General features: G+C 61.6%; 24 protein-coding genes, 1 pseudogene and 1 riboswitch. Of the genes and pseudogenes, 14 read left to right on the forward strand and 11 right to left on the reverse strand.

Annotation, left to right across the window (positions count from 1 at the left end; translation table 11 throughout):
* Positions 1–44: 44 nt before the first annotated feature.
* Together alr and dnaB are read right to left on the reverse strand one after the other, a co-directional pair.
* The gene (gene alr, locus PG896_RS00095; protein WP_069651807.1) at positions 45–1,118 is read right to left on the reverse strand and encodes an alanine racemase; all 1,074 of its coding nucleotides are present in this window, start codon (positions 1,116–1,118) and stop codon (positions 45–47) included.
* Positions 1,119–1,256: 138 nt separating this feature from the next.
* The gene (gene dnaB / locus PG896_RS00100; RefSeq protein WP_039040054.1) at positions 1,257–2,651 is read right to left on the reverse strand and encodes a replicative DNA helicase; all 1,395 of its coding nucleotides are present in this window, start codon (positions 2,649–2,651) and stop codon (positions 1,257–1,259) included.
* 421 nt (positions 2,652–3,072) lie between these two features.
* Between dnaB and PG896_RS00105 the strand changes: the two genes are divergently transcribed.
* Complete coding sequence (locus tag PG896_RS00105; protein WP_270835269.1) at positions 3,073–3,927, forward strand: Tim44 domain-containing protein; 855 nt, start codon at positions 3,073–3,075, stop codon at positions 3,925–3,927.
* A 193-nt stretch (positions 3,928–4,120) separates the two neighbouring features.
* Here the strand turns inward: PG896_RS00105 and ushA are convergent, their stop codons facing one another.
* Complete coding sequence (gene ushA, locus PG896_RS00110) at positions 4,121–5,791, reverse strand: bifunctional UDP-sugar hydrolase/5'-nucleotidase UshA (protein ID WP_041211202.1); 1,671 nt, start codon at positions 5,789–5,791, stop codon at positions 4,121–4,123.
* 248 nt (positions 5,792–6,039) lie between these two features.
* Here ushA and PG896_RS00115 point away from each other — a divergent pair, with 248 nt between their 5' ends.
* The 3 genes from PG896_RS00115 (at position 6,040) to PG896_RS00125 (ending at position 7,794) form a co-directional block, all read left to right on the forward strand.
* A complete protein-coding gene (locus PG896_RS00115; RefSeq protein WP_010673255.1) occupies positions 6,040–6,378 on the forward strand; it encodes a DUF2956 domain-containing protein in 339 nt (112 codons plus the stop codon).
* 115 nt (positions 6,379–6,493) lie between these two features.
* Complete coding sequence (locus tag PG896_RS00120) at positions 6,494–6,829, forward strand: hypothetical protein (RefSeq protein WP_010673254.1); 336 nt, start codon at positions 6,494–6,496, stop codon at positions 6,827–6,829.
* 98 nt (positions 6,830–6,927) lie between these two features.
* The gene (locus PG896_RS00125; RefSeq protein ID WP_270835272.1) at positions 6,928–7,794 is read left to right on the forward strand and encodes a tetratricopeptide repeat protein; all 867 of its coding nucleotides are present in this window, start codon (positions 6,928–6,930) and stop codon (positions 7,792–7,794) included.
* A 69-nt stretch (positions 7,795–7,863) separates the two neighbouring features.
* Here PG896_RS00125 and PG896_RS00130 read toward each other — a convergent pair.
* Positions 7,864–9,268, reverse strand: a pseudogene (locus tag PG896_RS00130) (sigma-54-dependent transcriptional regulator).
* Between the two features lie 148 nt (positions 9,269–9,416).
* Positions 9,417–10,226, reverse strand: coding sequence for an FKBP-type peptidyl-prolyl cis-trans isomerase (gene fkpA / locus PG896_RS00135; RefSeq protein WP_029313875.1), 810 nt, complete (start codon positions 10,224–10,226; stop codon positions 9,417–9,419).
* Between the two features lie 119 nt (positions 10,227–10,345).
* On the opposite strand from fkpA, the gene PG896_RS00140 reads away from it, so the two are divergent.
* A complete protein-coding gene (locus PG896_RS00140) occupies positions 10,346–11,314 on the forward strand; it encodes a WD40 repeat domain-containing protein (RefSeq protein WP_270835273.1) in 969 nt (322 codons plus the stop codon).
* Between the two features lie 14 nt (positions 11,315–11,328).
* On the forward strand, positions 11,329–11,544 hold the full coding sequence (locus PG896_RS00145; RefSeq protein ID WP_010673249.1) for a SlyX family protein: 216 nt from the start codon (positions 11,329–11,331) through the stop codon (positions 11,542–11,544).
* 62 nt (positions 11,545–11,606) lie between these two features.
* Here the strand turns inward: PG896_RS00145 and PG896_RS00150 are convergent, their stop codons facing one another.
* Together PG896_RS00150 and PG896_RS00155 are read right to left on the reverse strand one after the other, a co-directional pair.
* A complete protein-coding gene (locus tag PG896_RS00150; protein WP_268451790.1) occupies positions 11,607–12,233 on the reverse strand; it encodes an FKBP-type peptidyl-prolyl cis-trans isomerase in 627 nt (208 codons plus the stop codon).
* A 146-nt stretch (positions 12,234–12,379) separates the two neighbouring features.
* A complete protein-coding gene (locus PG896_RS00155; protein ID WP_010673247.1) occupies positions 12,380–12,586 on the reverse strand; it encodes a YheV family putative zinc ribbon protein in 207 nt (68 codons plus the stop codon).
* A gap of 39 nt (positions 12,587–12,625) precedes the next feature.
* Here PG896_RS00155 and PG896_RS00160 point away from each other — a divergent pair, with 39 nt between their 5' ends.
* From PG896_RS00160 to PG896_RS00170, 3 genes are all read left to right on the forward strand, one after another.
* Complete coding sequence (locus tag PG896_RS00160; protein WP_270835276.1) at positions 12,626–13,312, forward strand: hypothetical protein; 687 nt, start codon at positions 12,626–12,628, stop codon at positions 13,310–13,312.
* Between the two features lie 138 nt (positions 13,313–13,450).
* Positions 13,451–14,350, forward strand: a complete 900-nt coding sequence (locus tag PG896_RS00165) for a chemotaxis protein (protein ID WP_045523724.1) — start codon at positions 13,451–13,453, stop codon at positions 14,348–14,350.
* A 60-nt stretch (positions 14,351–14,410) separates the two neighbouring features.
* Positions 14,411–15,394 (forward strand): hydrolase, encoded by a 984-nt coding sequence (locus tag PG896_RS00170; RefSeq protein ID WP_270835278.1) that lies wholly within the window; start codon positions 14,411–14,413, stop codon positions 15,392–15,394.
* Here PG896_RS00170 and PG896_RS00175 read toward each other — a convergent pair.
* Positions 15,376–16,527, reverse strand: a complete 1,152-nt coding sequence (locus PG896_RS00175; RefSeq protein ID WP_270835279.1) for a GGDEF domain-containing protein — start codon at positions 16,525–16,527, stop codon at positions 15,376–15,378. The genes PG896_RS00170 and PG896_RS00175 overlap by 19 nt on opposite strands.
* An 89-nt stretch (positions 16,528–16,616) precedes the next feature.
* Here PG896_RS00175 and PG896_RS00180 point away from each other — a divergent pair, with 89 nt between their 5' ends.
* From PG896_RS00180 to PG896_RS00190, 3 genes are all read left to right on the forward strand, one after another.
* Positions 16,617–16,862, forward strand: a complete 246-nt coding sequence (locus PG896_RS00180; protein WP_010673242.1) for a YheU family protein — start codon at positions 16,617–16,619, stop codon at positions 16,860–16,862.
* A 235-nt stretch (positions 16,863–17,097) separates the two neighbouring features.
* Entirely contained in the window at positions 17,098–17,967 is an 870-nt protein-coding gene (locus tag PG896_RS00185; protein WP_010673241.1) for a phosphoribulokinase, read from the forward strand.
* A gap of 16 nt (positions 17,968–17,983) precedes the next feature.
* A complete protein-coding gene (locus PG896_RS00190; RefSeq protein WP_270835280.1) occupies positions 17,984–18,517 on the forward strand; it encodes a hypothetical protein in 534 nt (177 codons plus the stop codon).
* A 69-nt stretch (positions 18,518–18,586) separates the two neighbouring features.
* On the opposite strand, the gene PG896_RS00195 is transcribed toward PG896_RS00190, so the two are convergent.
* Together PG896_RS00195 and PG896_RS00200 are read right to left on the reverse strand one after the other, a co-directional pair.
* Positions 18,587–18,886, reverse strand: a complete 300-nt coding sequence (locus PG896_RS00195; protein ID WP_010673239.1) for a hypothetical protein — start codon at positions 18,884–18,886, stop codon at positions 18,587–18,589.
* 48 nt (positions 18,887–18,934) lie between these two features.
* On the reverse strand, positions 18,935–19,339 hold the full coding sequence (locus PG896_RS00200) for an OsmC family protein (RefSeq protein WP_041211191.1): 405 nt from the start codon (positions 19,337–19,339) through the stop codon (positions 18,935–18,937).
* 374 nt (positions 19,340–19,713) lie between these two features.
* Here PG896_RS00200 and crp point away from each other — a divergent pair, with 374 nt between their 5' ends.
* Positions 19,714–20,352 carry a cAMP-activated global transcriptional regulator CRP gene (gene crp / locus PG896_RS00205; protein ID WP_010673237.1) on the forward strand — a complete coding sequence of 213 codons (639 nt, stop codon included), beginning with the start codon at positions 19,714–19,716 and terminating at the stop codon, positions 20,350–20,352.
* Positions 20,353–20,479: 127 nt separating this feature from the next.
* Positions 20,480–21,280 (forward strand): putative RNA methyltransferase, encoded by an 801-nt coding sequence (locus PG896_RS00210; RefSeq protein ID WP_041211190.1) that lies wholly within the window; start codon positions 20,480–20,482, stop codon positions 21,278–21,280.
* Positions 21,281–21,420: 140 nt separating this feature from the next.
* On the opposite strand, the gene PG896_RS00215 is transcribed toward PG896_RS00210, so the two are convergent.
* On the reverse strand, positions 21,421–24,018 hold the full coding sequence (locus PG896_RS00215; protein ID WP_270835281.1) for a glycosyl hydrolase family 18 protein: 2,598 nt from the start codon (positions 24,016–24,018) through the stop codon (positions 21,421–21,423).
* Positions 24,019–24,129: 111 nt separating this feature from the next.
* Positions 24,130–24,216, reverse strand: a riboswitch (cyclic di-GMP riboswitch).
* Positions 24,217–24,379: the final 163 nt, after the last annotated feature.

Below are 24,379 nucleotides of genomic sequence, written 5' to 3' on the forward strand. Positions count from 1 at the left end.
TTCTCCCCTCGCGGGAGAAGGGTGGGGGATGAGGGGCGACTCGCCTACACGTACTCCATAAAGACGCGGGAGGTGAGCTTGGTGATGAGCTCATAGGGAATGGTGCCGATCTGGTCGGCCACCCGCTCCACCGGCAGCCCTTCCCCCCAGAGCACCGCCTCGTCGCCGGCCTTGTCGGTGGCGCCGGGGCCGAGATCCACCGTGGTCATGTCCATGGAGACGCGGCCCACCAGGGGCACGATGCGGCCATTGACCAGCACTGGCGTGCCGTTGGGGGCCATGCGCGGATAACCGTCGCCATAGCCGATGGCAATCACCCCGAGCCGGGTATCGCGATCCGACACCCAGTTGGCGCCATAGCCTACCGGCTCGCCCGCCTTGTGATCGCGCACCGCGATGAGCTGGGTCTTGAGGGTCATCACCGGCTGGAGGTCATAATCCGCCGCCACCGTATTGGGGAAAGGCGAGACGCCATAGAGGATGACGCCGGGGCGCACCCAGTCGCAGTGGGAATCCGGCCAGGCCAGGATGCCTGCCGAGTTGGCCATGGCGCGCTCGCCCGACAGCGGCGCAGTCAGCTGGCTGAACAAGTCGATCTGCTCGCGGGTGGTGGGCTGTTCCAGCTCATCGGAGCGGCTGAAGTGGGTCATGACGTTGAACGGCTGCACCACGTTCTTGCACTTGCCGAGGCGCTCGATAAAGACGGGCATCTCCTCGGCCCGTACCCCGAGGCGGTGCATGCCGGTGTCGAGCTTGAGCCAGGCCACCACGGGGGCAGGCAGCTCCGCCTGCTCCAGCGCTTCGAGCTGCTCCCAGGTGTGCACCGCGGTCTGCAGGTTGTTGGCCGCCAGCACCGGCAGGTCGGCGGCGCTGAAGAAGCCCTCCAGCAGCACGATGGGCTTGACCACGGCGCAGGAGCGCAGCATCAGCGCCTCTTCGATGCGGGCCACCGCGTAGGCGTCCGCATCCACCAGGGTGCGGGCGACCGGCAGCAGGCCGTGGCCATAGGCGTTGGCCTTGACCACGGCAATGATCTTGCATTGGGGGGCGTGGCGTTTGACCACAGCGAGGTTGTGGCGCAGGGCCGCTGTATTGATCTGGGCGATAGCCGCTTTCATCTGTTTTCCCTTACGAGGGCATGATAATCAGGCACCGGGTGGTGTCAGCCCTCAAATCTCATCGTCTAAGGCCGGACCGGCAGAATTGTCGAACCGGGAAAACTGTTTATGGATGCCGGGAGCAGGCTCCCGGCTTACTTAGTAGTCATCATCAAACGCCGGGCCCGCGTAGTTGTCAAAGCGCGAGAACTGACCCTGGAAGGTGAGCCGCACTCGTCCTATGGGGCCGTTACGCTGCTTGCCGATGATGATCTCGGCGATCCCCTTGTCGGGGCTGTCGTCGTGATAGACCTCGTCGCGGTAGATGAACATGATCAAGTCCGCGTCCTGCTCGATGGAGCCGGATTCCCGCAGATCCGAGTTGACCGGGCGCTTGTCGGCACGCTGTTCCAGGCTTCGGTTCAGCTGGGAGAGCGCCACCACGGGGCACTGCAGCTCTTTCGCCAGCGCCTTGAGGGAGCGGGAGATTTCACCGATTTCCAGCGTACGGTTGTCAGACAGCGCCGGCACCCGCATCAGCTGCAGGTAGTCCACCATGATCATGCTGATGCCGCCGTTGTCCCGCGCCACCCGACGGGCACGGGAGCGCACTTCGGTCGGGGTCAGGCCGGAGGAGTCGTCGATGTACATCTTCCCCTTCTCCAGCAGCAGCCCCATGGTGGAGGAGAGCCGCGCCCAATCCTCGTCGTCGAGCTGGCCGGTCCGCACCTTGGTCTGGTCGATGCGCCCCACCGAGGCGAGCATACGCATGATGATCTGCTCGGAGGGCATCTCGAGGGAGAAGATCAGCACCGGCTTGTCGGCGGTGAGGGCCGCGTGCTCGCACAGGTTCATGGCAAAGGTGGTCTTGCCCATGGAGGGACGGGCGGCGACGATGACCAGATCCGAACGCTGCAGGCCGGCGGTCATCTTGTCCAGATCGTTGTAGCCGGACGACACGCCGGTCACCCCGTTGTGGGGGGTCTTGAACAGCTCTTCAATCTTGTCGACGGTCTGCTCGAGGATGAGCTTCAGGGGCTGGGGGCCCTCGTTGGCGCTGGTGCGCTGCTCGGCGATCTGGAACACCTTGCTCTCGGCAAGATCCAGCAGATCGTTGGAGGTACGGCCCTGGGGCTCGTAGCCCGCTTCGACTATCTCGTTGGCGACCGAGATCATTTCCCGCACCACCGCCCGCTCACGCACGATCTCGGCGTAGGCACTGATGTTGGCGGCACTCGGGGTGTTCTTGGCGATCTCCACCAGATAGGCGAAGCCACCGGCCTCTTCCAGTTGCTCGGAGCGCTCGAGCTCCTCCTGCAGAGTGATGAGGTCGATGGGGTTGCCCGCGTTAGAGAGGCGGGTCATGGCCTGGAAGATCAGGCGGTGCGGGCGGCTGTAGAAATCCTTGTCGATCACCCGTTCGGCGACCCGATCCCAGGCCTCGTTGTCCAGCATCAGGCCGCCCAGTACGGACTGTTCGGCCTCAAAAGAGTGGGGAGGTACTTTCAGCTGTTGTGTCTTGGCGTCTTTTTTCGCCGTCACTTGCTCTGCCATACACATAAAAACCGCAGCGGGAAGGGGACGGGAATTTTACAAAAGAAACCCCGCCATCGCGAGTGCTAATACGTCCCGTCATCGCATCCGGCGACAAGACGGGACCCAGGCCTCGTCAGCGTCATCCACTTGTGCGCCGCAGACCTGCCTCACAGTACGAGAAAGGGCCAGACCAGGGTCTGATCCTTCGTTCTTGCTCTTTGTTTGTTGCGCAGCCTGCGCACCGAGCGACTCGGCCGTCTGTGTTTCATGGGCGCCTCCCCTGTCGGACGACTCAATCTGTTCATGAATAATTCATGCCATCCGTGATAATCATACCCGCAAGCTGCAACACAAAAAGGGACTGGCAGCCTGCCATGCGCCTCGCTGAGCTTGCACAAGCAGAGCATGCCCCCACCTACATGAGAGTGAAAGAGTCAAAATGAAAAAGATGCTGACCCTGTTTGCCCTGATCCTGGCCATTGGCCTTGGGGCACCCATCGCCGAGGCCAAGAAACTTGGTGGCGGCAAATCCTTTGGCAAGAGCTACAAGACGGCTCCGGCCCAACCTGCGGCCAAGCCGGTTGACACCAAGAACCCGACCGTCGGCGCCCAGGCACCCAAGAAAGGCGGCATGATGGGCGGCCTGCTGGGTGGTCTGCTGGCCGGCGGCCTGTTTGCCTACCTGCTGGGCAGCGGTGCTTTCGAAGGTCTGCAAGGGATGGACTTCCTGCTGATCGCCCTGCTGGCACTGGGCGGTGTCTTCCTGTTCCGAGCCCTGCGCAGGAACAAGGCAGCAGCGGCCCAGCCACAGACGGCCTATGCGGGCTATCAACCGCCCCAGAGCGCGGCCCCCCAGCAGTTCGAGCAAAACCACAGCGCCCCGCAGGCCACCGGTTTTGCCGACAGCGACGTGCCCTTCCGTCTGCCCCCGGGCTTTGACATGAACGGCTTCCTGGCCGGCGCCCGCGATCACTACCGCACCCTGCAAGAGGCCTGGAACAAGAACGACCTGGAGAAGATCCGCGAGTACGTGAGCCCCGAGCTGTTCGAGCACCTCAAGGCCGAACGCGCCGAGCTCTCCGGTGAGCAGCACACCGAGGTGATGTACGTGGACACCCAGCTGGTCCGTGCCGACTACGGCAGCGACTGGGCCCAGGTGAGCGTGCGCTTCAGCGGCCGCTACATGGACCGTCAGGAGCAGGTCGAGGAGGACATCAAGGAGGTGTGGCACCTCGAGCGTGATCTCGCCAAGGACAATGCCCCCTGGCATATCGTCGGCATCGAGCAGCTCTAAGGCTCAACCGACCCATTTCATCAAGGCGACCTCAGGGTCGCCTTTTTATTGCCATCAGATCGTGTCATGCCCTATTTCGGGGCAGCTTCCCGTAGCCGGATATATTTCCCGAGAGACACTGCTGATGACATTGAAAATAAAAAGAGAGGCAGCCATGGCTGCCTCTCTTTTTTATTGGCTCGGGGTGCAGGGATTATTTGCAACCCTCTACCGAGGTGGAGTTGATATAGCTGACCTCGCCTGCTGGCTGATAATCGGCGACCTGAATGGTCTTCTTCGCTGCGATATAATCCTTCAGCACACCGGCATCCACCAGACCGGCATTGATGGTGTCGATCTTCGGATAACCGTCACCACCGGCCGCGCTGAAGCTCGGGATGGAGAAGCTGTAGGTTGCCGCCGGATCGAAGGCCTTGCCGCCGATGGTGGCGATGTCCACGCTCTTGGCCTGGCAATCCACCGTCATCTTGATGCCGCCGAACTGGGCATAGCCACCGGTATTGGCGGTCTTGGTCGCGACCTGACCCAGGTAGGTCAGCAGCTCGTTGCCGCTCATGGTCGCCTTGTTGACGGTGTTGCCGAACGGATGCACGGTCAGCACGTCACGGTAGCTGATGTCCCCTGCCGCGATGGAGGCTCGCACCCCGCCGGAGTTGACGATGCCAAAGTCGGTGCTCAGCTTCTCGGCGGTCGCGGTGGTGATGAGACGACCCAGGTTGGTCTGCTTGTTGCGCACGTTGGCGCGCTCACCGTCCAGTACGCCATCGGTGGCACCGATGACCACACCCAACTCCTGCTGTCCCTTCTCCTGATAAGTGAGCAGGGTGTTGTAGAGCTCGGGATCCTTGACGATCTCTTCTTGGATGAAATCACCGTCCGCATTCTTCAGGTTGACCGGGATCAGATCGTACTGGGTCAGGGTCAGCTTGCCATTCTGATAGTCAAACTGGGCACGACCCACATACTTGCCCCACTCGTGAGCCTGCATGATCCAGGTGCCGTTCTGCTGATCCGGCTGGCAGTCGTCGCCCGGCTTGAAGTCAGCGTACTTGTCCGGGGTGCCCGGCTCCATGCAGACCGGGTTCTGGGAGTGACCACCGATGATGGCGTCCAGAGTACCTGCCGGCAGCGCACGGGCCATCTCCACGTCACCCGGTGCGTTGCTGCCGTGCTGACCATTCTCGTAATGGCCCATGTGGGTGATGGCAAGAACCAGGTTCGCCTCTTTGTTGTCGCGGATTTGCTTGCCGAGATTGGCGGCTTCCGTGGTCGGATCGCGGAACTCGAGGGTCTGGACGTTGTTGGGATCCACCAGCTGGGCGGTGTCCTCTGTGGTCAGACCCAGAACGGCGACCTTGAGGCCGCTCTCCAGCTTGAACACCTTGTAGGGGTCGAAGTAGCGCTTGCCGCTCGTCTTGTCATAGATGTTGGCGGAGATCATCGGGAACTGGGCCCACTGGCGCTGTTTCTCGAGGATGGTCAGGGGGTTGTCGAACTCATGGTTGCCCACCGCCATGGCATCGTAACGGATGCTGTTCATGGCCATGAAGTCCGGCTCTGCATCCTGCAGATCCGACTCTGGCACCCCGGTGTTGACGTCACCGCCGGAGAGCACCAGCACTTCGCTGCCCGCCGCTTTCGCCTCGGCACGCAGCCGCTCGACCAGGGTCTTCTGGGCCGCCATGCCATATTCGCCCTTGTCGTTGTGCCAGAAACGACCGTGGGTATCATTGGTATGCAAAATGGTCAGCTTGCAGACATTTTCGGTGCAGGGGGCGACGCTGTCGTTGCTTGAGGTATTGCAGCCGCTCAATGCGGCAAGCACTGCCAGTGCGATACTTCCTTTGACAAATTTATAATTCATTTCCATATCACCTTGTTATTTTGTTATTGGACGACCCTATCCAGGATCGGGCGGTAATATAACAAACAACATGTGACGGTTTTTCATCGGCGACTCACAAATTCCGCCAAATGTGATCATCCACGCAACCTGTTTCCCCTATTTGGAACAGAGGCCCCCCACTCACAGAGCAATTTCCCCCATGATGGCAGCCCGCCGGTAACGGTTATGGCATACTGCCCGCCAATCAATGCCAAGGAGTGCCTGGAATGGCCAAGTACGACAAAATTTCCCCCGAAACCCAGCAGGAGGCGATGAAGATCGCCCGTGCCAACCAGAAGCCGGGGCAGACCAAGGAGCAGACCCAGCTCATCGCCCAGGGGATCCAGAAGGGCATAGACGAATACAAGAAACAGATGAAGGCGAAGGCCCGCGAAGCCAGCCGCCAGAAGAAGCTGCAAGCCAAAGCCAGGCACTCTTCCCAAGAGACGCCAGAAGAGGAGAGCGAAGCCGAGGTCATCGAGCTCACCCGCCAGCACCCGCTGCCCTGGATCCTGCTGGTGCTGAGCTGGCTGGTATTTGCCGTGCTCTGGTTCTGGTTCCGCTGATCCTGCCCAGGCAAACCTTTGCCCTGCGATCCGCTTCACAGCCCGGGCGCGGGGGACTGGTCATTCCCCACCCGGACTGCCTACACTCTGCCCCCCTTGTCAGGAGACACTCATCATGAACCCGGCCCCGCTCTATCTGCTGGCTCCCCTCGCCCTCTTCCTCGTGACCCTGGTGCTCTATCGCATCTCGCCACTGCGGGCGGTTGCCGCCGGCCATGCCCGCTGGTTTATCCTGCCCGCCTTCACTCTCTTTATCCTGCTCATCGTCATCAATGGCGCTGCGGATCCCGCCCTGCGAAGCCCTGCTTTCCACTGGCTGATGCCGGGGTTCGGCTTTGCCCTGAGCCTGTTCCCTGCCCTGCCCAAGGCACTGGTACCGCGCCTGGCTATCAAGGAGGGAGCCTTTGCTGCCCTGGGTCTGATGCTGATGAGCCTTGCCATGGTCTACTGATCGGCAAACGCTGGCGTCACGATGGCGCCAGCCCCCCTTCTTGTACAAAGAATGGCCTTCAGGCATCTTGGTGGGCGGATAACCGGCATGGAGGCCAGATGAACAATCCGCCCGATTTCATGGCGCTGTGGGATTATCAGGATCCCGTTGCCAGCGCCCAGCGTTTTCAAGCACTGCTGCCCGAGGCGCGTGCCACCAACCTGCAATGGGAGCTGGAGCTCCTCACCCAGATAGCCCGCACCCATTCACTGCAACGCCAGTTTGCACAGGCGCACCAGCTGCTCGACGAGATAGAACCCCGCCTCACAGAGGCGACTCCACGGGCCCGCCTGCGCGCCTTGCTGGAGCGTGGCCGCACCTTCAACTCCGCCGGTGACAAGGCCAGCGCCAGAGCCCTGTTTGAACAGGCCTGGCAACTGGGAGAGCAGTACGAAGAGCACTATCTGGCCATCGATGCGGCCCACATGGTGGCCATCGCCGCCCCCCTGGAGGAGCAGAGCCACTGGCACCAGCTGGCGATGACCCTGGCCGAGCGCAGTCACGACAAGCGGGCGCGAGGCTGGCTCGCCACCCTCTATAACAATCAGGGCTGGACCCTGTTCGAGCTGGGTCGCCTCGACGAGGCCATCGCCTGTCAGCAAAAGTGCCTGGCCTGGCACGAGCAGCACAACAACCAGGGCAAAGCCTTTATCGCCCGCTGGAGTCTGGCGCGCCTGAGCCGGGCCCAGGATCGCCATGAACAGGCCATGGCCGAACTGGCGCAGTTGCGCGACGACATGACTGCCGCAGGCGCCCCCGAGGATGGCTATGTGTTCGAGGAGCTGGGGGAGAATGCACTCGTGCTCAATGATCCCGCGGCGACCGAGTACTTTGCCCGCGCCTGGTTTCTGCTGTCACAGGATGGCTGGTTCACCGCCAACGAGGCAGAACGACTGGCCAGGCTCAAGCTGCTCGCCAAACTCTGATAAGCGTGCGGGGCGACCAATTGGCCGCCCCGCACATCAGCATGTCTGCCCGGGAGCAGAGGTGACGGCTCAGGCCGGACTCGCCTCTTCCCAGCTCTGCTTCTTGCGATAAATCGTGGAAGGGCTTATTTCCAGCAGGGCCGCCGCCTTGGGGATGTTGCCGTCACAACTGGCGATGGCCTGCTCGATGGCCTCCTTCTCCACCTGCCAGAGCGGACGGACCTGCCTGCGAACGACGACGGATTCTGACTGGGGATCCGCGATCCCGACCGCAGGCTCCGGGGCCAGGGTTCGCCCCCCGTTGAGGGGAGGTGGCAGGATATCCGGGCTCACCAGCTCGCCATCGTTGAGCACCACTATGTTGCGCACCACGTTTTGCAACTCGCGCACGTTGCCGGGCCAGGGGTAGTCGAGCAGCACCTGCACTGCGTCCGCATCAAAGTCCCTGAACCGCTTGTTCTCCTCACCGGCATAACGCAGCAGCAATTCCCGGGCCAGCAGCAGGATGTCCTCTCCCCGCTCCCTCAGGGGGGGGCAGCGCCAGCGGGATCACGTGCAGGCGGTAGTAAAGGTCTTCACGAAACCGTCCGGCCTTGACCTCCACCAAGGGATCCCGGTTGGTGGCGCAGACAAAGCGCACATCCACCGTCTCCAGCTTGCCGCTGCCGACCCGCTGCAGGGTGCCGGTCTGGATGAAACGCAGCAGCTTGCTCTGCAGGTCGAGATCCATCTCGCAGATCTCGTCGAGGAAGAGGGTGCCGCCGTCCGCCAGACTGGCCGCCCCCTTGCGATCCCCCTGGGCACCGGTAAACGACCCCTTCACGTGGCCGAAGATCTCGCTCTCCATCAGGTCATGGGGAATGGCGGCGCAGTTGAGGGCGATGAAGGGCTGATCCCGACGCGGGCTGCACTGGTGAATGGCCTCGGCGCACACCTCCTTGCCGGTGCCGCTCTCGCCAGTGATGAAGACGGTGGCCTTGCTCGGCGCCGCGCTCTCGATGATGCGATAGACCGCCTGCATCGCCATGGAGGCGCCGATGAAACCGGCAAAGGAGCTGCGCTCGAAGTTTTCCCGATACTGGGCCACCAGCGAGCTGAGCTGCTGGTGCTTCAGGGCATTGCGCGCCGTGGCGCACAGGCGCTTGCCATCGAACGGCTTGGTGAGAAAATCGAAGGCCCCGAACCGCATCGCCTCCACCGCCACATCCACCGAGCCGTGAGCGGTGATCACCACCACGGAGCAGGGCAGTTGCCGCTCCGTGATCTGCTGCAAGATGTCCATGCCGGACATGTCGGGCAATTCCAGGTCGAGCAGCACCACGGGGGGCGGGCTTGCCAGCAATTGTGCCAAAGCCTGCTGGCCACAATCTGCCAGCTGCACCTCGTAGCCATCCTGGGCCAGATACTGCTCATAGACGACCGCCAGACTGCGGGTATCTTCCACCAACAGGACACGGGGTTTGCTTTCAGCCACGAGATCCATCCTTGCGCTTGATTTTGTTGTCTATTCTGGGGGCTAGCCGCCACACACTCAAGACGGCCTCATCGCTTTATCCGGGGGATTGCGACAATACACAAGCAAAAACGGCTCCCTGGGGAGCCGTTTTTATGGTGCTTTGAGCTTATTTCTTGGCGTTGTCGCCATCGGCAGCCGGTTTTTCGATGGCCAGCAGCTCTACGTCAAATACCAGCACGGCGTTGGCCGGGATGGAACCTGCACCGTGCTCGCCATAGGCCAGCTTGGACGGCAGGAAGAACTTGAACTTGGAGCCGACCGGCATCAGTTGCACCCCTTCGGTCCAGCCCGGGATCACCTGGTTGAGCGGGAAGGTAGCCGGCTCACCGCGATCGACGGAGCTGTCAAACTTGGTGCCATCGGTCAGGGTACCGGTGTAGTGCACCTTGACGATGTCGGTGGCCTTCGGCTTGGCGCCGTCACCCATCTTCTCGACCTGATATTGCAGGCCGGACTCAGTGCTCTTCACGCCCTCTTTCTTGGCGTTGGCAGCCAGGAACTCTTCACCCTTCTTCAGGTTTTCCACGGCATCCTTGTCGGCCTTAGCCTTGGTCAGCTCGTTGATCTTGGCGTCGTATTCCTGCAGAACCTTCTGGATCTCCTCGTCGGTCATCTTGGCTTCTTTGCCCAGACCGTCGGTGACACCCTTCAGGATCACGGTGTTGTCCAGCTTGATGCCGAGCTCCTGCTGGCGCTCCAGGGTATTGGCGATATAACGACCCATGGAGAGGCCGATCGCATAGCCGGATTGCTCTTCAAAGCTCTTGGCCTCAGCCTTGGGGGCCTCTGCCGGCTTGCTGGCTTCTGCCTTGACCTCTGCGGTGTTGGTCGCAGCAGGTTTCTCATCTTTTTGGCAAGCAGTCAGACCGACGGCAACCGCCGCAGCCAACAGGGACACCTTCAGAAAATTGTTCATCAGTTTCTCCAAAACTCTAAATACCGCTCTCGGTTCCTTCGTGAAATGAGAGGTTTATCGTGATAAGCGCCTTATACTAACGCCGTGATCGCAGGTAACGAAAGCATGAGACAGGAAAAATGATCAAAAGTGCCATTTATCTCATCGGTATTTGCCTGATGCTGACGGGGTGCGAACAACGCTCACTTCCCAGCCAGCAGATCCGCCTCGCCAACCAGGGTCTGCTGAGTGCGGATCTCGCCAGTTCCGGCAAGCTCGCGCTCGTCTCCAGCCTGGGTCAGGGCACTGTGGTGTGGGATCTGGAACAGGGCAAGGAGCGCTGGCGCTGGCGCCAGAGCGATGACCAGGAGGAGTTCGTCACCCTGACCCGCTTCTCCCCCGATGACAGCCATGCCATCACCGCCACCCAGCACACCTTCGCCATCTGGCGCTTGCTGGATGGCCGCTCCCAGGGCTACTACTCCCTGCCAGAATCCCCCCTGCGCGATGCGGCGATCTCGGCGGATGGCCGCCAGGTGCTCATCGGCCGTGAAGACGGCAAGGCGGAAGTGGTCGACACCCAGACCGGACGCCGGCTGCAATTTCTCGGCCACACCGAACAGGTCAATACGGTGGATCTCTCCCCCAACGGTCGCTATGCCCTCACCGGCTGCAACGATTACAGCGCCTATCTGTGGGATACCCGCACGGGCCAGGTGGTGTGGCGCTTCAACCACGCCGGGCGAGTCGTGATGGCGAGACTGGATCCGTCCGGACGCTTCGCCTTCACCGCAGACAGTCGCCAGGCCAGCATCTGGGATCTCAAAACCGGCAAGGAGCACAGCCGGTTGCAATACGATCACCGCTTCGAGGTCTACACCAGCGCCCGCTTTGCCAACGGCGGCAACTGGCTCATCACCGGCGCCCCCTCCCGCCAGCTCACTCTGTGGCAGGTGAGTGACGGCCAGCCGTTGCAGAGCTGGCGCGTCTCGCCCCATCCCAAGGTGAAACCGCCTAGCGCTGTGGTCTATGGCGTGGCTTTGCGCGACAATGACCACCTCGTCAGTGCCAGCTCCAGTGGCCTGGCTGAAATCTGGACTATCAAGTAAGGACCAAAAGGCCCATGAGTCAGCAACTAAACGAACGCCTCGAAACCCTGGAAAGCCGCCTCGCCTTTGCCGAATACACGGTGGAGCAGCTCAACGACGAGGTCACCACCCAGGGTCGCGAGCTGGACCGGCTCAAACACCAGATCCATCTACTGGTGGATAAATTGCAGAGCGTACAGCCGAGCCAGATCGCCAGCATGGCCGAAGAGACGCCGCCACCGCACTACTGATGAGTGCCAGCCATAAAAAACCCGCGCCATGCGCGGGTTTTTTATCATCGGCCAGGCCGTGATCAGTGCTGATGGCCCTTGCCACCACAACCGCCACCACCGCAGCAACCACCGTGACCGTGATCGTGTGCATGGTTGTGACCATGGCCGCCACAGCAGCCACCGTGGTCATGATCGTGATCATGGCCGTGATCATGGTCATGACCATGATCGTGACCGCAGCCACCGGCGCCGTGCACATGACCATGGGCCAGCTCTTCGGCGGTCGCGGCACGTACGTCCTTGATCTCGACCTTGAAGCCCAGGGTCACGCCAGCCAGGGGATGATTGCCGTCCACCTTGATGAACTCCTCGGACACCTCGATGACGGTCACCGGGCGGTGGCCGTCGTCGGTCTCGGCCACAAAAGTATCCCCTTCAGACACTTCCATACCGTCGAACAGCTCGCCGGGCACTTCCTGCACCAGATTCTCGTCGTACTCGCCATAGGCCTGGTTCGGCGTCAGGGTGACGTCGAACGCCTCGCCCACGCTGCGACCTTCCAGCTCGGCTTCGAGGCCGGAGACCAGGTAACGGGTACCGTGCAGATACACCAGCGGCTCTTTACCGACAGTGGTGTCGATGACTTCACCGTGTTCGTCGGTGACCGTGTATTCCAGCGTAACCACGCTCAGGGGAGCTACTTTCATGTCAGGGATCCTGCGGATAGAAAAAAACGGGCTCAGAATACCTCAAAAAGGCAGACAAGCATATGGTTGGCCCGGCTTCAGTGTGATGAAAAAGCAATCAACAGCGACCAGCCTGACCGGCGTACCATCACCTTGAGGCATGGCCCTCACTCGGGACGAAACACCCCTATCACCTGCTCCGCCTCGCGCGTCGCCTTGTCCACCTGCTCCTGGGTCTGCACCTGGGTATCCCCGCACTCGACACAGGTCACCTTCTCGACTCCATGCTCCATATACAGCATCATGGTGTCCATCTTGCCGCACGCCGGGCAAACCGCCCCGGCAATGAAGCGTTTTTTACGTCTGGTTTCCATTTTTGTTACCTCCAGGCAGCATCATATCAGGGTTTTTACATGCATCACGCCATCGAATATCAGCATTTTTCCACTTCCACCCTTCAGGTCGGCCCCCGCAAGCGCTCCCCCATGGGCCAATTGCTGCGCGTCACCCAGGGGGCGGCGCTGCTGAAATTGGGTGCCCATGAGCTGCTGCTGACACCTGGCAGCCACTTCTGGCTCTGTGCCGATGCCCTCGCCGCCTTCACCCCTCTGGCTGGCTGCCAGCATGATCTGCTGGCCTGCTCCGTGCGGGTGCCCCAGCCCGCCCAGGCTGGCTGGTTGCAGGCAAGCCCGTTGATGGACGTACTGCTGGACAGCCTGGCGGCCTGGTCACGCCCCCGCGACTGGCAAGGCCCCTATGGGCAGCGGCTGCAAGTGGTGGGGGATGAGTTGCATGGCTGCACCATCTCGTCACTGGGAGATCAGGCATTGCAAGATGCCTGGCAAGCCCTGGCCAGAGCGCAGCCGGATAGCGTGGCTGCCTGGCAGACCCTGCTGGGCACTCGCGGTCTCGAGGGCCCGGACGCCCGGGCACTGAAGGATCAGTGGCAACTGTTGCAGGGGATTCGCCTGCTGCGAAGCGGCAGCACGCCGTCACAGGTGGTGAGCAGGCTGGGTTATCGGGATGAAAGCGCGCTGGCCGAGGCTCATCTGCAATGGCTCGGGGCGCCCCTCTCCCCTCAGCCGTCCGCGACCCGATAAGAGAGGCATAAAAGGATGGCAAAAGAAATCCAGTTTTGCGGCTCACCGCCGCTAACAACAAAGGAGTCATTCATGTCACCATCCTTTATGCTGAACACCCGATTGACCGTCACCGACTAGATCAACAGGACATCCGCCATGACGAGCAAGGCCAACCAATCCCAGGGCATGTTGCTGTTCCACCTCTCTGCCAGACAATCCTTCGCCATCGGTACCCTCAAGGTGAAGGAGATCGTGCCCTACACCCAGCTCACCGCCCTGCCACAATCCCATCCCACCGTGCTCGGGGCCGCCAGCATGCGCGGCACCACCATCCCGGTGATCGACATGGCAATGGCCGTGGGCTACCGCCCCATCAGCCGGGAGGAGATGCCCCACTGCTTCATCATCATCACCGATTGCCGCCGCACCCTGGTGGGCTTTCTGGTGCGGGGCATCGACAAGATCACCGAGTGCAACTGGCGTGACATCGAGCCGCCCCCTCCCTCCTTGGGACAGAACGTCTTCGTCACCGGCGTGACCCGGGTGGGAGATCAGTTGATACAGTTGCTGGATGTGGAGCTCATCCTGTCGCGGGTCTATCCGGACGATCCCAGCCATCTCTACCCCGTGCTGACCGACGTGCAGCGCGAGCGGCTCAAGCCGATGCGGATCCTGCTGGTGGACGACTCCTCCGTCGCCCGTCGCCAGCTCATGGCGGCGCTCGATTACATCAACATCCCCTACGAGGTCTGCACCAACGGACGTGACGCCCTCACCCTGATGCAGACACGGGTCTCCCAGGGCACGCGGATAGACATCCTGGTGAGCGATATCGAGATGCCGGGGCTGGATGGTTACGAGCTGGCCTTCGAGGTGCAGAGCGATGCCAAGCTGGCGGGAGCCTACATCATCCTGCACACCTCCCTCTCCAGCGAGATCAGCGTGGAGCGGGCCCATCAGGTCGGCGCCCACGAGGCGCTCACCAAGTTTGAAGCCAACGAACTGATCCAGGCCATGCTGCGCGGCGCCGAGCACCACGATCGTCTGCTGGCCTGATGTCGCGGCGAGCCAAGGGCTCGCCGCCCCCTTTTCCTCCCTGCTCTTCCGAGTCGCTGCATGTTGACAGAAAGCCACTTCCACGCCCCCTGGTGGGCGCGCAACCCCCATCTGCAAACCATTTTGCCCAAGTGGCTGCGCCGCTCGCCTGCCCGCTTCATCCAGGAGCGCTTCGAACTCCCGGACGGCGATTTCGTCGATCTGGCCTGGAGCGGCGAATCCGGCCAGGATGAACAACCCCTGGTGGTGGTGTTCCACGGACTGGAGGGGAGCATTCACTCCCACTATGCCAAGGGGCTCTTTGCCCACCTGCAGCGACAAGGGAACGAGGCGGTGCTGATGCATTTTCGGGGGTGCAGTGGCGAGCCGAACCGGCTGCTGCAGGCCTATCACTCAGGCGCCATCGAGGACGCCCAGACGGTGATTGCCGAGCTGGGGCGGCGTTTTCCTGGCCGCCCCCTGGTCGCCATCGGCTATTCCTTGGGGGGCAACATGCTGGTCAATCTGCTGGCGCGGGCCTGCCCGGCACCATTGAAGGCGGCGGTGGTAGTGTCGGCCCCGCTGCAACTGGCAAGCTGTGCCGATCGGGTCAATCAGGGCTTCTCACGGGTCTATCAGAACTACCTGCTGCGGACCATGCGAACCAACCTGCAAAGCAAGATCCGGCGCCAGAGCGCGGCACGGGCGCGCTGGCAGCCGGCCCAGATCACCCGCATCGCCACACTGAGGGAGTTCGACGAGCTGGTGACGGCACCGCTCCATGGTTTCGAGAGCGCCGATCACTACTACCAGACCTGCTCCGGCCTGAGCCTGCTGGCCCGCATTCCCATCCCGACCCTCGTCATTCACGCCGCCGACGATCCCTTCATGACCGATGCCGTCATTCCGGCGGCGGAGCAGCTCTCCCCTCTGGTGCGCTACGAGCTGAGCCGCCAGGGCGGCCACGTGGGCTTCCTGCACGGCTCTCCCTGGCGCCCCCGCTTCTGGCTGGATGAGCGCATCAGCCAGTGGTTGCGGGAACAGACTCAGGGCGCGAACCGGTAACCGTTGCGCCCCTCTTCCTTGGCCTGATAGAGGGCGCCATCGACCCGCTCGAGCAGCATGACGAGGCTCTCCCCGGCTCGCCACTGGGCTATCCCCTGGCTCAGGGTGAGGTGGGGGGAAACATCGGAATCCTCATGGGGCAAAGCCCTGGCCGCCAGAGTGGCGCGAATGCGCTCCGCCACCTCCTGGCCACCGGCCAGCGTCGTCTCCTGCAGCAGCACCACGAACTCCTCTCCCCCGTAGCGCGCCACCAGCTCGCCGGGCTCCCGCACACTCTCCTCCAGGCACTCGGCCACCAGGATCAGGCACTCATCCCCCGCCTGATGACCATAGCGATCGTTGTAGCGCTTGAAGAAATCCACATCGAGCAGGATCACGGTGAGCGGCACATCCAGAGTCGTGCCTTGCGCAATGGCACGCTTGCACGCCTGATCGAAGTGGCGACGGTTGGCAATGCCGGTCAGGGGATCCCGGTTGGCCATGGCATTCATCTTGTTCGCCAGCATCAGGTTGTCGTGTTCCCTTGACACCGCAAGCTCGAACCAGCCGTTGAGCATGCGCCGACCCGTCTCCAGCACCACCAGCAAGACCCCGACCACGATGGTGTTGACCAGAACAAAGGGCTCAGGACTCCAGGAGGCTCTCACCAACAAGAACAGCAAGGGGACAGAAACCAGTGCGTAAAACAGCCGCACATCGCAATATGCGGCGACGAGACCGGTCAGCAGCAACAGACTGACCATGTTGAAAATGAAGCTGAAGCCCCCCTTCAAGTCGACGATCGAGATGGTGTAACCCACCATGGCCCAGGCTAGCCCCCAGGCCAGGGCACAGACGCACAGGGACACCAGCCAGATGGCATGGGATTGACGGGAGAGCCAGCCCCACCCGAGCGGCAGCAGCAGGCCGACTCCTATCATGGTGATGAGCTGCCATTTGTAAGACCAGGGCAGGTTGTCAACCAGTACCAGGTGTGCATCCCGGTAGATGTAAAAGCGGGTCAGCAGAAATACGAGGGCGATGAGATTGATGACCCAGTACCAGCGCAAACCGGCGCTCAGGGCGCGGCGACGGGCATCGAACAGGTGCTGTTCGAATTGACTGGAGGGTCGGCGTGCGTCAATGGATTGCATGGCACCCCTCGTCCAAAACGAGACAAATCCCTTGCGCTTGCCGACCAGACACCGACAATATTCGCAACCCACTGAGTGAAGATGAAATCATGATTATCCCCTGGCAAGAACTGGAGCCGGACACCCTCACCAACCTGCTCGAACACTTTGTGCTGCAAGAAGGCACCGAATACGGTGAACAGGATGTCAGCCTGACCGACAAGGTCGAAGCAGTCAGGCAACAATTGCTACAAGGTAGCGCCGTGCTTGTCTACAGCGAGCTGCACGAAAGTGTCAATGTCGTCCCAAAGACTCATTTAAGCAAGTCACCCACTGACGACTTCCCCCAAGCGTAACGCGGTCACGGCTTATCGGGCGGCTCACCCCGCCCTCCCCCTATCCAGCTCACATCATCAGGCCGCATGGCCAGTTCGCCCCCCAGCAGCGCCTATTCCAACGTACCCAGAGCACAGGGCAGCCCTTGTTCACAGCTGTTGCCGGGAAGCGTGGGGGCCGCGGGAGGATGACGGCGCACTTGACCGCACTTTGGGCCACCCCTTATAACGGAACTCCCAAGGAAGAGAGAATTCTATGTCCGCCAAGCATCCCATCATCGCGGTCACCGGTTCGTCCGGTGCCGGTACTTCCACCTCCACCAACGCCTTTCGCTCCATGTTCCACCAGCTTGGATACAAGGCGGCCGTGGTCGAGGGGGACAGTTTTCACCGCTATACCAGGCCCGAGATGGACGTGGCGATCCGCAAGGCCCGGGAGCAGGGGCGGCATATCAGCTACTTCGGCCCGGAGGCCAACGACTTCGGTCTGCTGGAGTCCTTTTTCCAGGAGTATGGCCAGAGCGGCACCGGCCAGTACCGGCGCTATCTGCACAGCTTCGACGAGGCAGTGCCTTTCAACCAGATGCCTGGCACCTTCACCCCCTGGCAGGATCTGCCCGGCGAGACGGATCTGCTGTTCTACGAAGGACTGCATGGCGGCGTGGTCACGGGGGAGCACAACGTGGCGCGGCACGTGGACTTTCTCATCGGCGTGGTGCCCATCGTCAACCTGGAGTGGATCCAGAAGCTCATTCGCGACACCTCGGAACGCGGCCACTCCCGCGAGGCGGTGACCGACTCCATCGTGCGTTCCATGGACGACTACATCAACTTCATCACGCCGCAGTTCTCCCGCACCCACATCAACTTCCAGCGGGTGCCGACCGTCGATACTTCCAACCCCTTCAGCGCCAAGGTGATACCCAGCCTGGACGAGAGTATGCTGGTGATCAGGTTTCGGGGCATCAAGCAGGTGGACTTCCCCTACCTGCTGTCGATGATAGACGGCGCCTTCATGTCCAGGATGAACACCATCGTCGTGCCGGGTGGCAAGATGGGCTTCGCAATGGAACTGATCCTGCGCCCCCTGATCCAGCAACTGATCGAAACGGGCAAGATCACCTGAGCCAAGGAGCTTAATGATGCGCGCTGTACTTCTCTCATTCACGCTGGCAACCCTGCTGGGCGGTTGCAGCTCCGGCCCCGCCGCACCCACGGTCGAAACGGGCACCATGGTGGTTCGCCCGGCGGAGCATTGGACCTACGGGACGACACCACGCTATGCGCTGGCCGAACAGTTCCAGTATGCGGGCAACAGCGCCGCGTCCTGGCTCGAGCCGGTACAGCAGGCCGTCATCCGGCAACTGGACGGCAAAGGCTGGCGCAGCGTTCCCCTGGATGAGGCCGACGTCTGGGTCGCCATCGGGGTAGCTGGCAGCCAGGACATGAGCGATGGCGAGATCTTCTCCCGCCTCGGCATGACACCGGGCCTGAACGCCGCCGCCAATGCCCGCAAGGGGACCCTGGCCGTCGTGCTGCTCGACGGGCATAGCCAGAAAGCTGTGTGGAGCAGCGCCATCCAGCTCGCCAGCGACGCGCCTGTCGCAGAGGAAGCCCGTGGCCAGCTTAGCCAGCAACTGGCCGCCCAGCTGCTGGGCTCGCTACCGTCAGAGTGATGTCTCTTTCAACAAAAACGGCCTGCTTCACGCAGGCCGTTTTCCATGCACGCCGTGACGGCATCAGGGTCACTTCAACTCGCAGGTCAGCTGGGTCACACCGCTCTTGACCAGGGTAGCCTGCTTGTCCTGACGGGAGAAGGTAGTCACCCCGTCGGAATAGCTGGCAGTCTCTTTGGGCGACTCGATGCGCCCCAGCTTGTGATAGACACCGGCATAAGGGAACTGCACCATGTCGGCCTGGGCATCATAGGTGATGGCCAGCAACTCTTCCCCGCACTGATACTGGCTGTATTGATACTGGGTCGGCTGCGGCATGCTGCAGGCGGCCAGACCGAACAGGGGAAGCAACATCATCATTTTTTTCATCGCACTTTCCTTATGTCATGGCGTTATCGACGGGACAAACTATAGCGGTCAACCCTCAAGAATTTGATAACTATGGGTAATTTCTACCGCTTTTTCCAACATCAGGGAAACTGAACAATATTTTTCCATGGACAGATCCACCGCACGGGCGACCTGCTTCTCCGCCAGACTCTTGCCGGTCACCACGAACTTGAGGTGGATCTGCTCAAATACCCGGGGAACGGTATCGGCGCGGGTCCCTTCCAGTTCGACATGGCAGGCAGTCACGGATTGACGGGCCTTCTCCAGGATGGAGACCACATCGATGGAGCTGCAACCGCCGACAGCCAGCAGGATCATCTCCATCGGGCTGGCACCTTCACCCGGGTTGGCGCCATCCAGGGTCACCTGATGACCGGACTCGCTCTCCCCCACAAACTTCATGCCTTCCACCCAGCTGACCTTGGCTTTCATCTCTCACTTTCCTCTCAATGACGACGGTTCTAACGCCCATAGCATACCTCAAGCCGGGGTCGAGTGGCACATGCGCCAGGATCTTGCCCGTTCCCGACGATAAAGCCCCGTTTGTGGCGACAGCAGCCTCTCCTGCGAAACGGACGACGACCCAAAGGGAAATAGATCGAAATCAACATCCGACCTCCTCTTCTTGCCTAGAATGCCCCGGACGACGCAGCAGATGGCGGCTCACCGGTGGACGGCAAAACCCCAAAGCCTTGTCAGCACAGGCAAAGGCTCTTATTCTACTGCGACCAAAGAGTAAGGAATGGCAAGCTTGGCAACTTGCCTGGACGCACAGTCCATAAAAATGACACTACAGAGGAAGTCTCATGATCATTGGCAAACCGCAAAGCGATCCCACCCTTGAGTGGTTCTTGTCGCATTGCCACATTCATAAGTATCCCGCCAAGAGCACCCTGATCCACGCCGGTGAAAAAGCGGAAACCCTCTACTACATCGTCAAGGGCACCGTCGCCGTCCTGATCAAGGATGACGAAGGCAAGGAGATGATCCTTTCCTACCTGAATCAGGGGGATTTCCTGGGCGAGATGGGGATGTTCGAAGAGAACGAGAATCCGGAGCGTTCCGCCTGGGTACGTGCCAAAGGCGCCTGCGAAGTCGCCGAGATCTCCTACAAGAAGTTCCGCCAGCTGATCCAGGTCAACCCGGACATCCTGATGCGTCTATCTGGTCAAATGGCCAAGCGCCTGCAGCACACCAGCCAGAAGGTCGGCAACCTCGCCTTCCTGGACGTGACCGGCCGCATTGCCCAGACCCTGCTCAACCTGGCCAAACAGCCGGATGCCATGACCCACCCGGATGGCATGCAGATCAAGATCACCCGCCAGGAGATCGGCCAGATCGTCGGCTGCTCCCGTGAAACCGTCGGCCGCATCCTCAAGATGCTGGAAGAGCAGGAGCTCATCTCCGCCCACGGCAAGACCATAGTGGTGTTTGGTACCCGCTGACCGGGTTCCGCCGACGGCGCCCGCACAGCGCCGTTGGATAAAAAGGCTGCCCATGGCAGCCTTTTCCGATCCTCTCCCCTATAATCCCGAACGCCCCGCCGTCATGGCCTTCGCCAAGAGAACTCCTATGCACCTTCAATGCCCCCTTTGCCGCAGCCCCCTGCACCTTCATGCCGCCTCCCGCGGGGTCTATTGCGACAACAAGCACCACTTCGATCCCGCACCGGAAGGCTATCTGGACCTCATCCCCGGCAAGAAGAACCCCAAGGACAGCGACAGCCGGGCCCTGCTGCGCGCCAAGCGCCGCTTCCTGGAACAAGGCCACCAGCTGCCTCTGGTGGACGCCATGGCGAACCTGCTCGCTCCTCTTGGCGAGCGCGAGCTTGTCCACCTCGGCTGTGGCGAGGGGTACTACTGCCGTGCCCTGGCTGAGCGGCTGCCCGGCTGGCAGGTCGGCGGTTTCGATCTGGCCAAGAATGCCATCTTCGCCGCCAACAAGGCGCAACCGGAAGGCCAGTTCGTCATCGCCGACCCGGCGCGCGCCCCGCTGCTGCCTGGCACGGCCCAGGTGCTGCTGGTCAACGACCTCAAGGTCAAGACGGAACTCCTGGTCAGCTGGCTGGCGCCGGGCGGCTATCTGCTCCACGTGCAGCCAGGCCCTCGTCATCAGTGGCAATTGCGCGTCAGCCTCAATCCGGTGAGCATGGAACATCCCCTGAGTTGGCCCGCCCTCACCGGGCTCGTCAATGTTGCCCAGCAACGCGCCCAGTTCAGTACGGCGCTGGATCAGGGCCTGCGCGAGCACATTCTGGAGACCAGTCGCCTCGGCTGGCGTGCCAGCGGTGAGCAGCGCCACGCCTTCACCCACCAGGGGCCCGACGCCCTCGAGCAGGATCTGCTGCTCAGCCTGTGGCAAAAACCGCTGTGAACCGGTGACATACCATGAAAAAAGGCCCTGACGGGCCTTTTTGACAAAGCGAGTGCGCCTTTCCTCTGACAGGGAAGAGACACCCGACCACGCAGCAAGACAAAAATGGGGCCCTCGGCCCCATTTCTCATCACGGCAGATCAGTTGCAGCTCGCCGCGCCCTGATCGACCCAGACAGCGGCCTTGCCGGGCTCATCGCCCTTGGTCCAGTACTGGGCCTTCCACTTGCGGCCGTTGTGGCTGGTGACATCACCGCCGTTGTAGACCACTCCGGCATCCCAACCCAGTTGCACCTGGCTCACCAGTTTCCACTGATCGGCGGTGCGGCTCGGCTCGTTGCCCTGGGTCCAATACTTGGCCTGCCACACCAGTTGCTTGTGGCTCACCTTGTCATTGGTGTTGTAGACGGTACCAGCACTCCAGGCAGGATGGTTGGCCGCATCCGGATCGCTGGCCTCGCAGCCACCACCTGTACTGGCCGGCTTGACGGTCAGGCGGGTAACGCCTGTGGCATCCAGCGCCCCGTCGGTGACCACCAGGGTCAGATCGTAGGCCGTATCACTGGTCACGTTCGAGCCCGTGACCACCAGGGTCGCGCTGTCCAGTCCGGTGGCGCTGAGCCCGGCCGGCACTGTCCACTGATAGCTCAGGGCATCACCATTGGGGTCGGAAGCGGTGGCCTTGATGCTCACCTGCTTGCCGGCCTCGACGGTCGCACTGGACGGTACGCTGACCACGGGGGGCAGGTTCGGCTGCGGCGCCTTGTTGGTGACCACCACCTGATCCTTGGCCGAGAGCCCCTGATCGTCGATCACGGTCAGCTCGAACACCAGATTGATGTCGCTGCTGACGGCATCCAGTACCACACGGGCCTTGGCCTGGGTGGCATCCAGCAGGCTGGCCTGGGGTCCGGAGACCTGTTTCCAGCTGTAGGTCAGCGCCCCGTTTTCCGGATCATGGGAGGCGCTGCCGTTGAGGGTCACCTCGGCCGGACCGGTGGCACTCAGATCGCTGCCGGCATTGGCAACCGGCGGCTTGTTGACCGGCGGTAGCGTACCCTCGCCGTGGCCCAGCCCCTCGTGCATGGCGTTGAGGATGTCGCCGTTGTCCGCATCAATTTCCCAGGCGAACAGACCGCCGAGCTGGTTCGCCAGCACGTACTGCCCCTTGGCCTTGACCGAGCGGTCGTTGTCGAAGGTAATGAGGTCGCCACTGCTGGCCTTGAAGACATAGGGGGCCTCGGCCGACTCGTCATAGCCCTGCTCCCAGCCTGCGCCCATGCGGTTGTTGACGATGTCACGGTAATCCACCACGCCATTTTCCCAGGTACCGCTCACCGGTCCGGTGGCGGTGCCGGTGAAGGGGTTGCCGGCCTGATAGTTCTTCACTCCGGTCCAGCCACGACCATACATGGCTGCCCCCACCACTATCTTGCCCGGTGTCACCCCCTGACCCAGCAGCGCCTTGACGCCCTTGTCGGTGGTGTACTTGGTGGCCGGATCCCAGCTGGAGGCAAAGAGGTTGGTCTGGTGGGCCAGATTCGTCAGGTCGAAGGCGCCGCTGAAGTCGTAGCTCATCAGGAAGATGTGGTCCATGTACTGCTGGGCCGCCTGATAATCCACCTTGGCAATCTTGTCACCGCCGGCGCTGATGGCCGAGGTCAGCTCATACTGGCGGCCGGTCTCGGCTTCCAGTTCATCGAGCATGGCTCGCAACTCCTTCATCAGCACCACATAGGTGGCGCCGTCATTCGGGCCGCCCAGGCTGGGGTTGGCCCCCTGTCCGCCCGGGAACTCCCAGTCGATGTCCACGCCGTCGAAGAATTTCCAGGTCTGCAGGAACTCTTTGACCGAGGCGACGAAGGTATCGCGCTTGGTCTTGTCACCCAGGAAGTAAAAGGGATCGGAGAGGGTCCATCCGCCGACAGACGGCAGGATCTTGAGGTCCGGGTGGGCCTGTTTGAGAGCCATCAGGTTGCCGAAGTTGCCCTTGTAGGGCTCATCCCAGGCGCTGAGGTTGCCCTGGGACATCTGGATCGCCGCCCAGGGATCATGGATGGAGACCTTGAAGTCTTCGCGGCCCGCACAGGAGCGCTGCAACGCCTCGAAGCTGCCGGAGATCTCTTTGAGGCTGTCGTTGATGCCGTTGCCACCGCAGATGGGGGTGAAGCCGTAGAGAATATGGGTCAGGTTCTGGGCCGGGATCTTGTCCACGGTGAACTTGCGACCATAGACACCCCACTCCACGTAGTAGGCCCCCACCACCTTGCCGGACTTGTTGGCGTAGGGCTTGTTGTTCTCCTTGAGGGGCGCATTGAGCGGCGCCAGGTGGCTGCCGTCGGTATCGGCGACCATCAGCTCCTTCTTGTCGGAGAGGGTGCAGCCGTCGGCGTTGCACAGGGCCACCTGCATCTGGTAACGCCCCCCCTTGGTGACCTTGAAGTTGGCGGTACCCGCGGCGGAGGCCGGGCCTGACCACACCTCCTTGCCGTCGAGCAGTACCTTGGCGGTCTGTCCGACGTCACCGGACCAGAGGTTCCAGGCCACGCTGACGGGAGCGCCATCCTTGTGGACGGTCACCAGCTGGTTGTAGGCCGAAGCGGCCTGATTGACTTCAACGATGGCAAACTTGGTGGGGCCGGAGCCAATGGTGGGTTTGCCCGGGGCAGCGGCGAAGGCGGAGGTAGTGCAAAGCCCCCCGACCAGAAGCGCCAGCAGGGAAAGTTTTGGACTTAACATATTTGAACTTCCTTATTTCGTTATTGGAATTAACAACGAAAAAGGCAACGCAACCTGCCAGGTAACGCAGACAACATCGCAACCATGGCTTGGCCCATGGACGATACAACCTGTGGTGGCCCCGCTATCCTAGGTACGCAGACCCTTAGACCGGAAGCTTTGCGTCCCGGACTTTCATCCGGTTTGCCTTTTTGCACAACTTGATTTGCGACAAAAATAATCGCCGAATGACTATAGAGGAGAGTCGCCCGGGTGCCACCTGCCAAAAGTGACACCCAACAAGACTCAATTATCACCAAATCTGGAAAATGGCGACGAAATAGGCATCATCATCGTCGATCATGACGTCTGGATGGCATCC

The organism is Aeromonas sp. QDB30 (assembly GCF_027707645.1).
Taxonomy (GTDB): Bacteria; Pseudomonadota; Gammaproteobacteria; order Enterobacterales; family Aeromonadaceae; genus Aeromonas; species Aeromonas caviae.

What these genes read in the sequence shown, in the direction of transcription:
- alr (WP_069651807.1), bottom strand. Translation starts at nt 1,118, where the DNA reads ATGAAAGCGGCTATCGCCCAGATCAATACAGCGGCCCTGCGCCACAAC.
- dnaB (WP_039040054.1), bottom strand. Translation starts at nt 2,651, where the DNA reads ATGGCAGAGCAAGTGACGGCGAAAAAAGACGCCAAGACACAACAGCTG.
- PG896_RS00105 (WP_270835269.1), top strand. Translation starts at nt 3,073, where the DNA reads ATGAAAAAGATGCTGACCCTGTTTGCCCTGATCCTGGCCATTGGCCTT.
- ushA (WP_041211202.1), bottom strand. Translation starts at nt 5,791, where the DNA reads ATGAATTATAAATTTGTCAAAGGAAGTATCGCACTGGCAGTGCTTGCC.
- PG896_RS00115 (WP_010673255.1), top strand. Translation starts at nt 6,040, where the DNA reads ATGGCCAAGTACGACAAAATTTCCCCCGAAACCCAGCAGGAGGCGATG.
- PG896_RS00120 (WP_010673254.1), top strand. Translation starts at nt 6,494, where the DNA reads ATGAACCCGGCCCCGCTCTATCTGCTGGCTCCCCTCGCCCTCTTCCTC.
- PG896_RS00125 (WP_270835272.1), top strand. Translation starts at nt 6,928, where the DNA reads ATGAACAATCCGCCCGATTTCATGGCGCTGTGGGATTATCAGGATCCC.
- fkpA (WP_029313875.1), bottom strand. Translation starts at nt 10,226, where the DNA reads ATGAACAATTTTCTGAAGGTGTCCCTGTTGGCTGCGGCGGTTGCCGTC.
- PG896_RS00140 (WP_270835273.1), top strand. Translation starts at nt 10,346, where the DNA reads ATGATCAAAAGTGCCATTTATCTCATCGGTATTTGCCTGATGCTGACG.
- PG896_RS00145 (WP_010673249.1), top strand. Translation starts at nt 11,329, where the DNA reads ATGAGTCAGCAACTAAACGAACGCCTCGAAACCCTGGAAAGCCGCCTC.
- PG896_RS00150 (WP_268451790.1), bottom strand. Translation starts at nt 12,233, where the DNA reads ATGAAAGTAGCTCCCCTGAGCGTGGTTACGCTGGAATACACGGTCACC.
- PG896_RS00155 (WP_010673247.1), bottom strand. Translation starts at nt 12,586, where the DNA reads ATGGAAACCAGACGTAAAAAACGCTTCATTGCCGGGGCGGTTTGCCCG.
- PG896_RS00160 (WP_270835276.1), top strand. Translation starts at nt 12,626, where the DNA reads ATGCATCACGCCATCGAATATCAGCATTTTTCCACTTCCACCCTTCAG.
- PG896_RS00165 (WP_045523724.1), top strand. Translation starts at nt 13,451, where the DNA reads ATGACGAGCAAGGCCAACCAATCCCAGGGCATGTTGCTGTTCCACCTC.
- PG896_RS00170 (WP_270835278.1), top strand. Translation starts at nt 14,411, where the DNA reads ATGTTGACAGAAAGCCACTTCCACGCCCCCTGGTGGGCGCGCAACCCC.
- PG896_RS00175 (WP_270835279.1), bottom strand. Translation starts at nt 16,527, where the DNA reads ATGCAATCCATTGACGCACGCCGACCCTCCAGTCAATTCGAACAGCAC.
- PG896_RS00180 (WP_010673242.1), top strand. Translation starts at nt 16,617, where the DNA reads ATGATTATCCCCTGGCAAGAACTGGAGCCGGACACCCTCACCAACCTG.
- PG896_RS00185 (WP_010673241.1), top strand. Translation starts at nt 17,098, where the DNA reads ATGTCCGCCAAGCATCCCATCATCGCGGTCACCGGTTCGTCCGGTGCC.
- PG896_RS00190 (WP_270835280.1), top strand. Translation starts at nt 17,984, where the DNA reads ATGCGCGCTGTACTTCTCTCATTCACGCTGGCAACCCTGCTGGGCGGT.
- PG896_RS00195 (WP_010673239.1), bottom strand. Translation starts at nt 18,886, where the DNA reads ATGAAAAAAATGATGATGTTGCTTCCCCTGTTCGGTCTGGCCGCCTGC.
- PG896_RS00200 (WP_041211191.1), bottom strand. Translation starts at nt 19,339, where the DNA reads ATGAAAGCCAAGGTCAGCTGGGTGGAAGGCATGAAGTTTGTGGGGGAG.
- crp (WP_010673237.1), top strand. Translation starts at nt 19,714, where the DNA reads ATGATCATTGGCAAACCGCAAAGCGATCCCACCCTTGAGTGGTTCTTG.
- PG896_RS00210 (WP_041211190.1), top strand. Translation starts at nt 20,480, where the DNA reads ATGCACCTTCAATGCCCCCTTTGCCGCAGCCCCCTGCACCTTCATGCC.
- PG896_RS00215 (WP_270835281.1), bottom strand. Translation starts at nt 24,018, where the DNA reads ATGTTAAGTCCAAAACTTTCCCTGCTGGCGCTTCTGGTCGGGGGGCTT.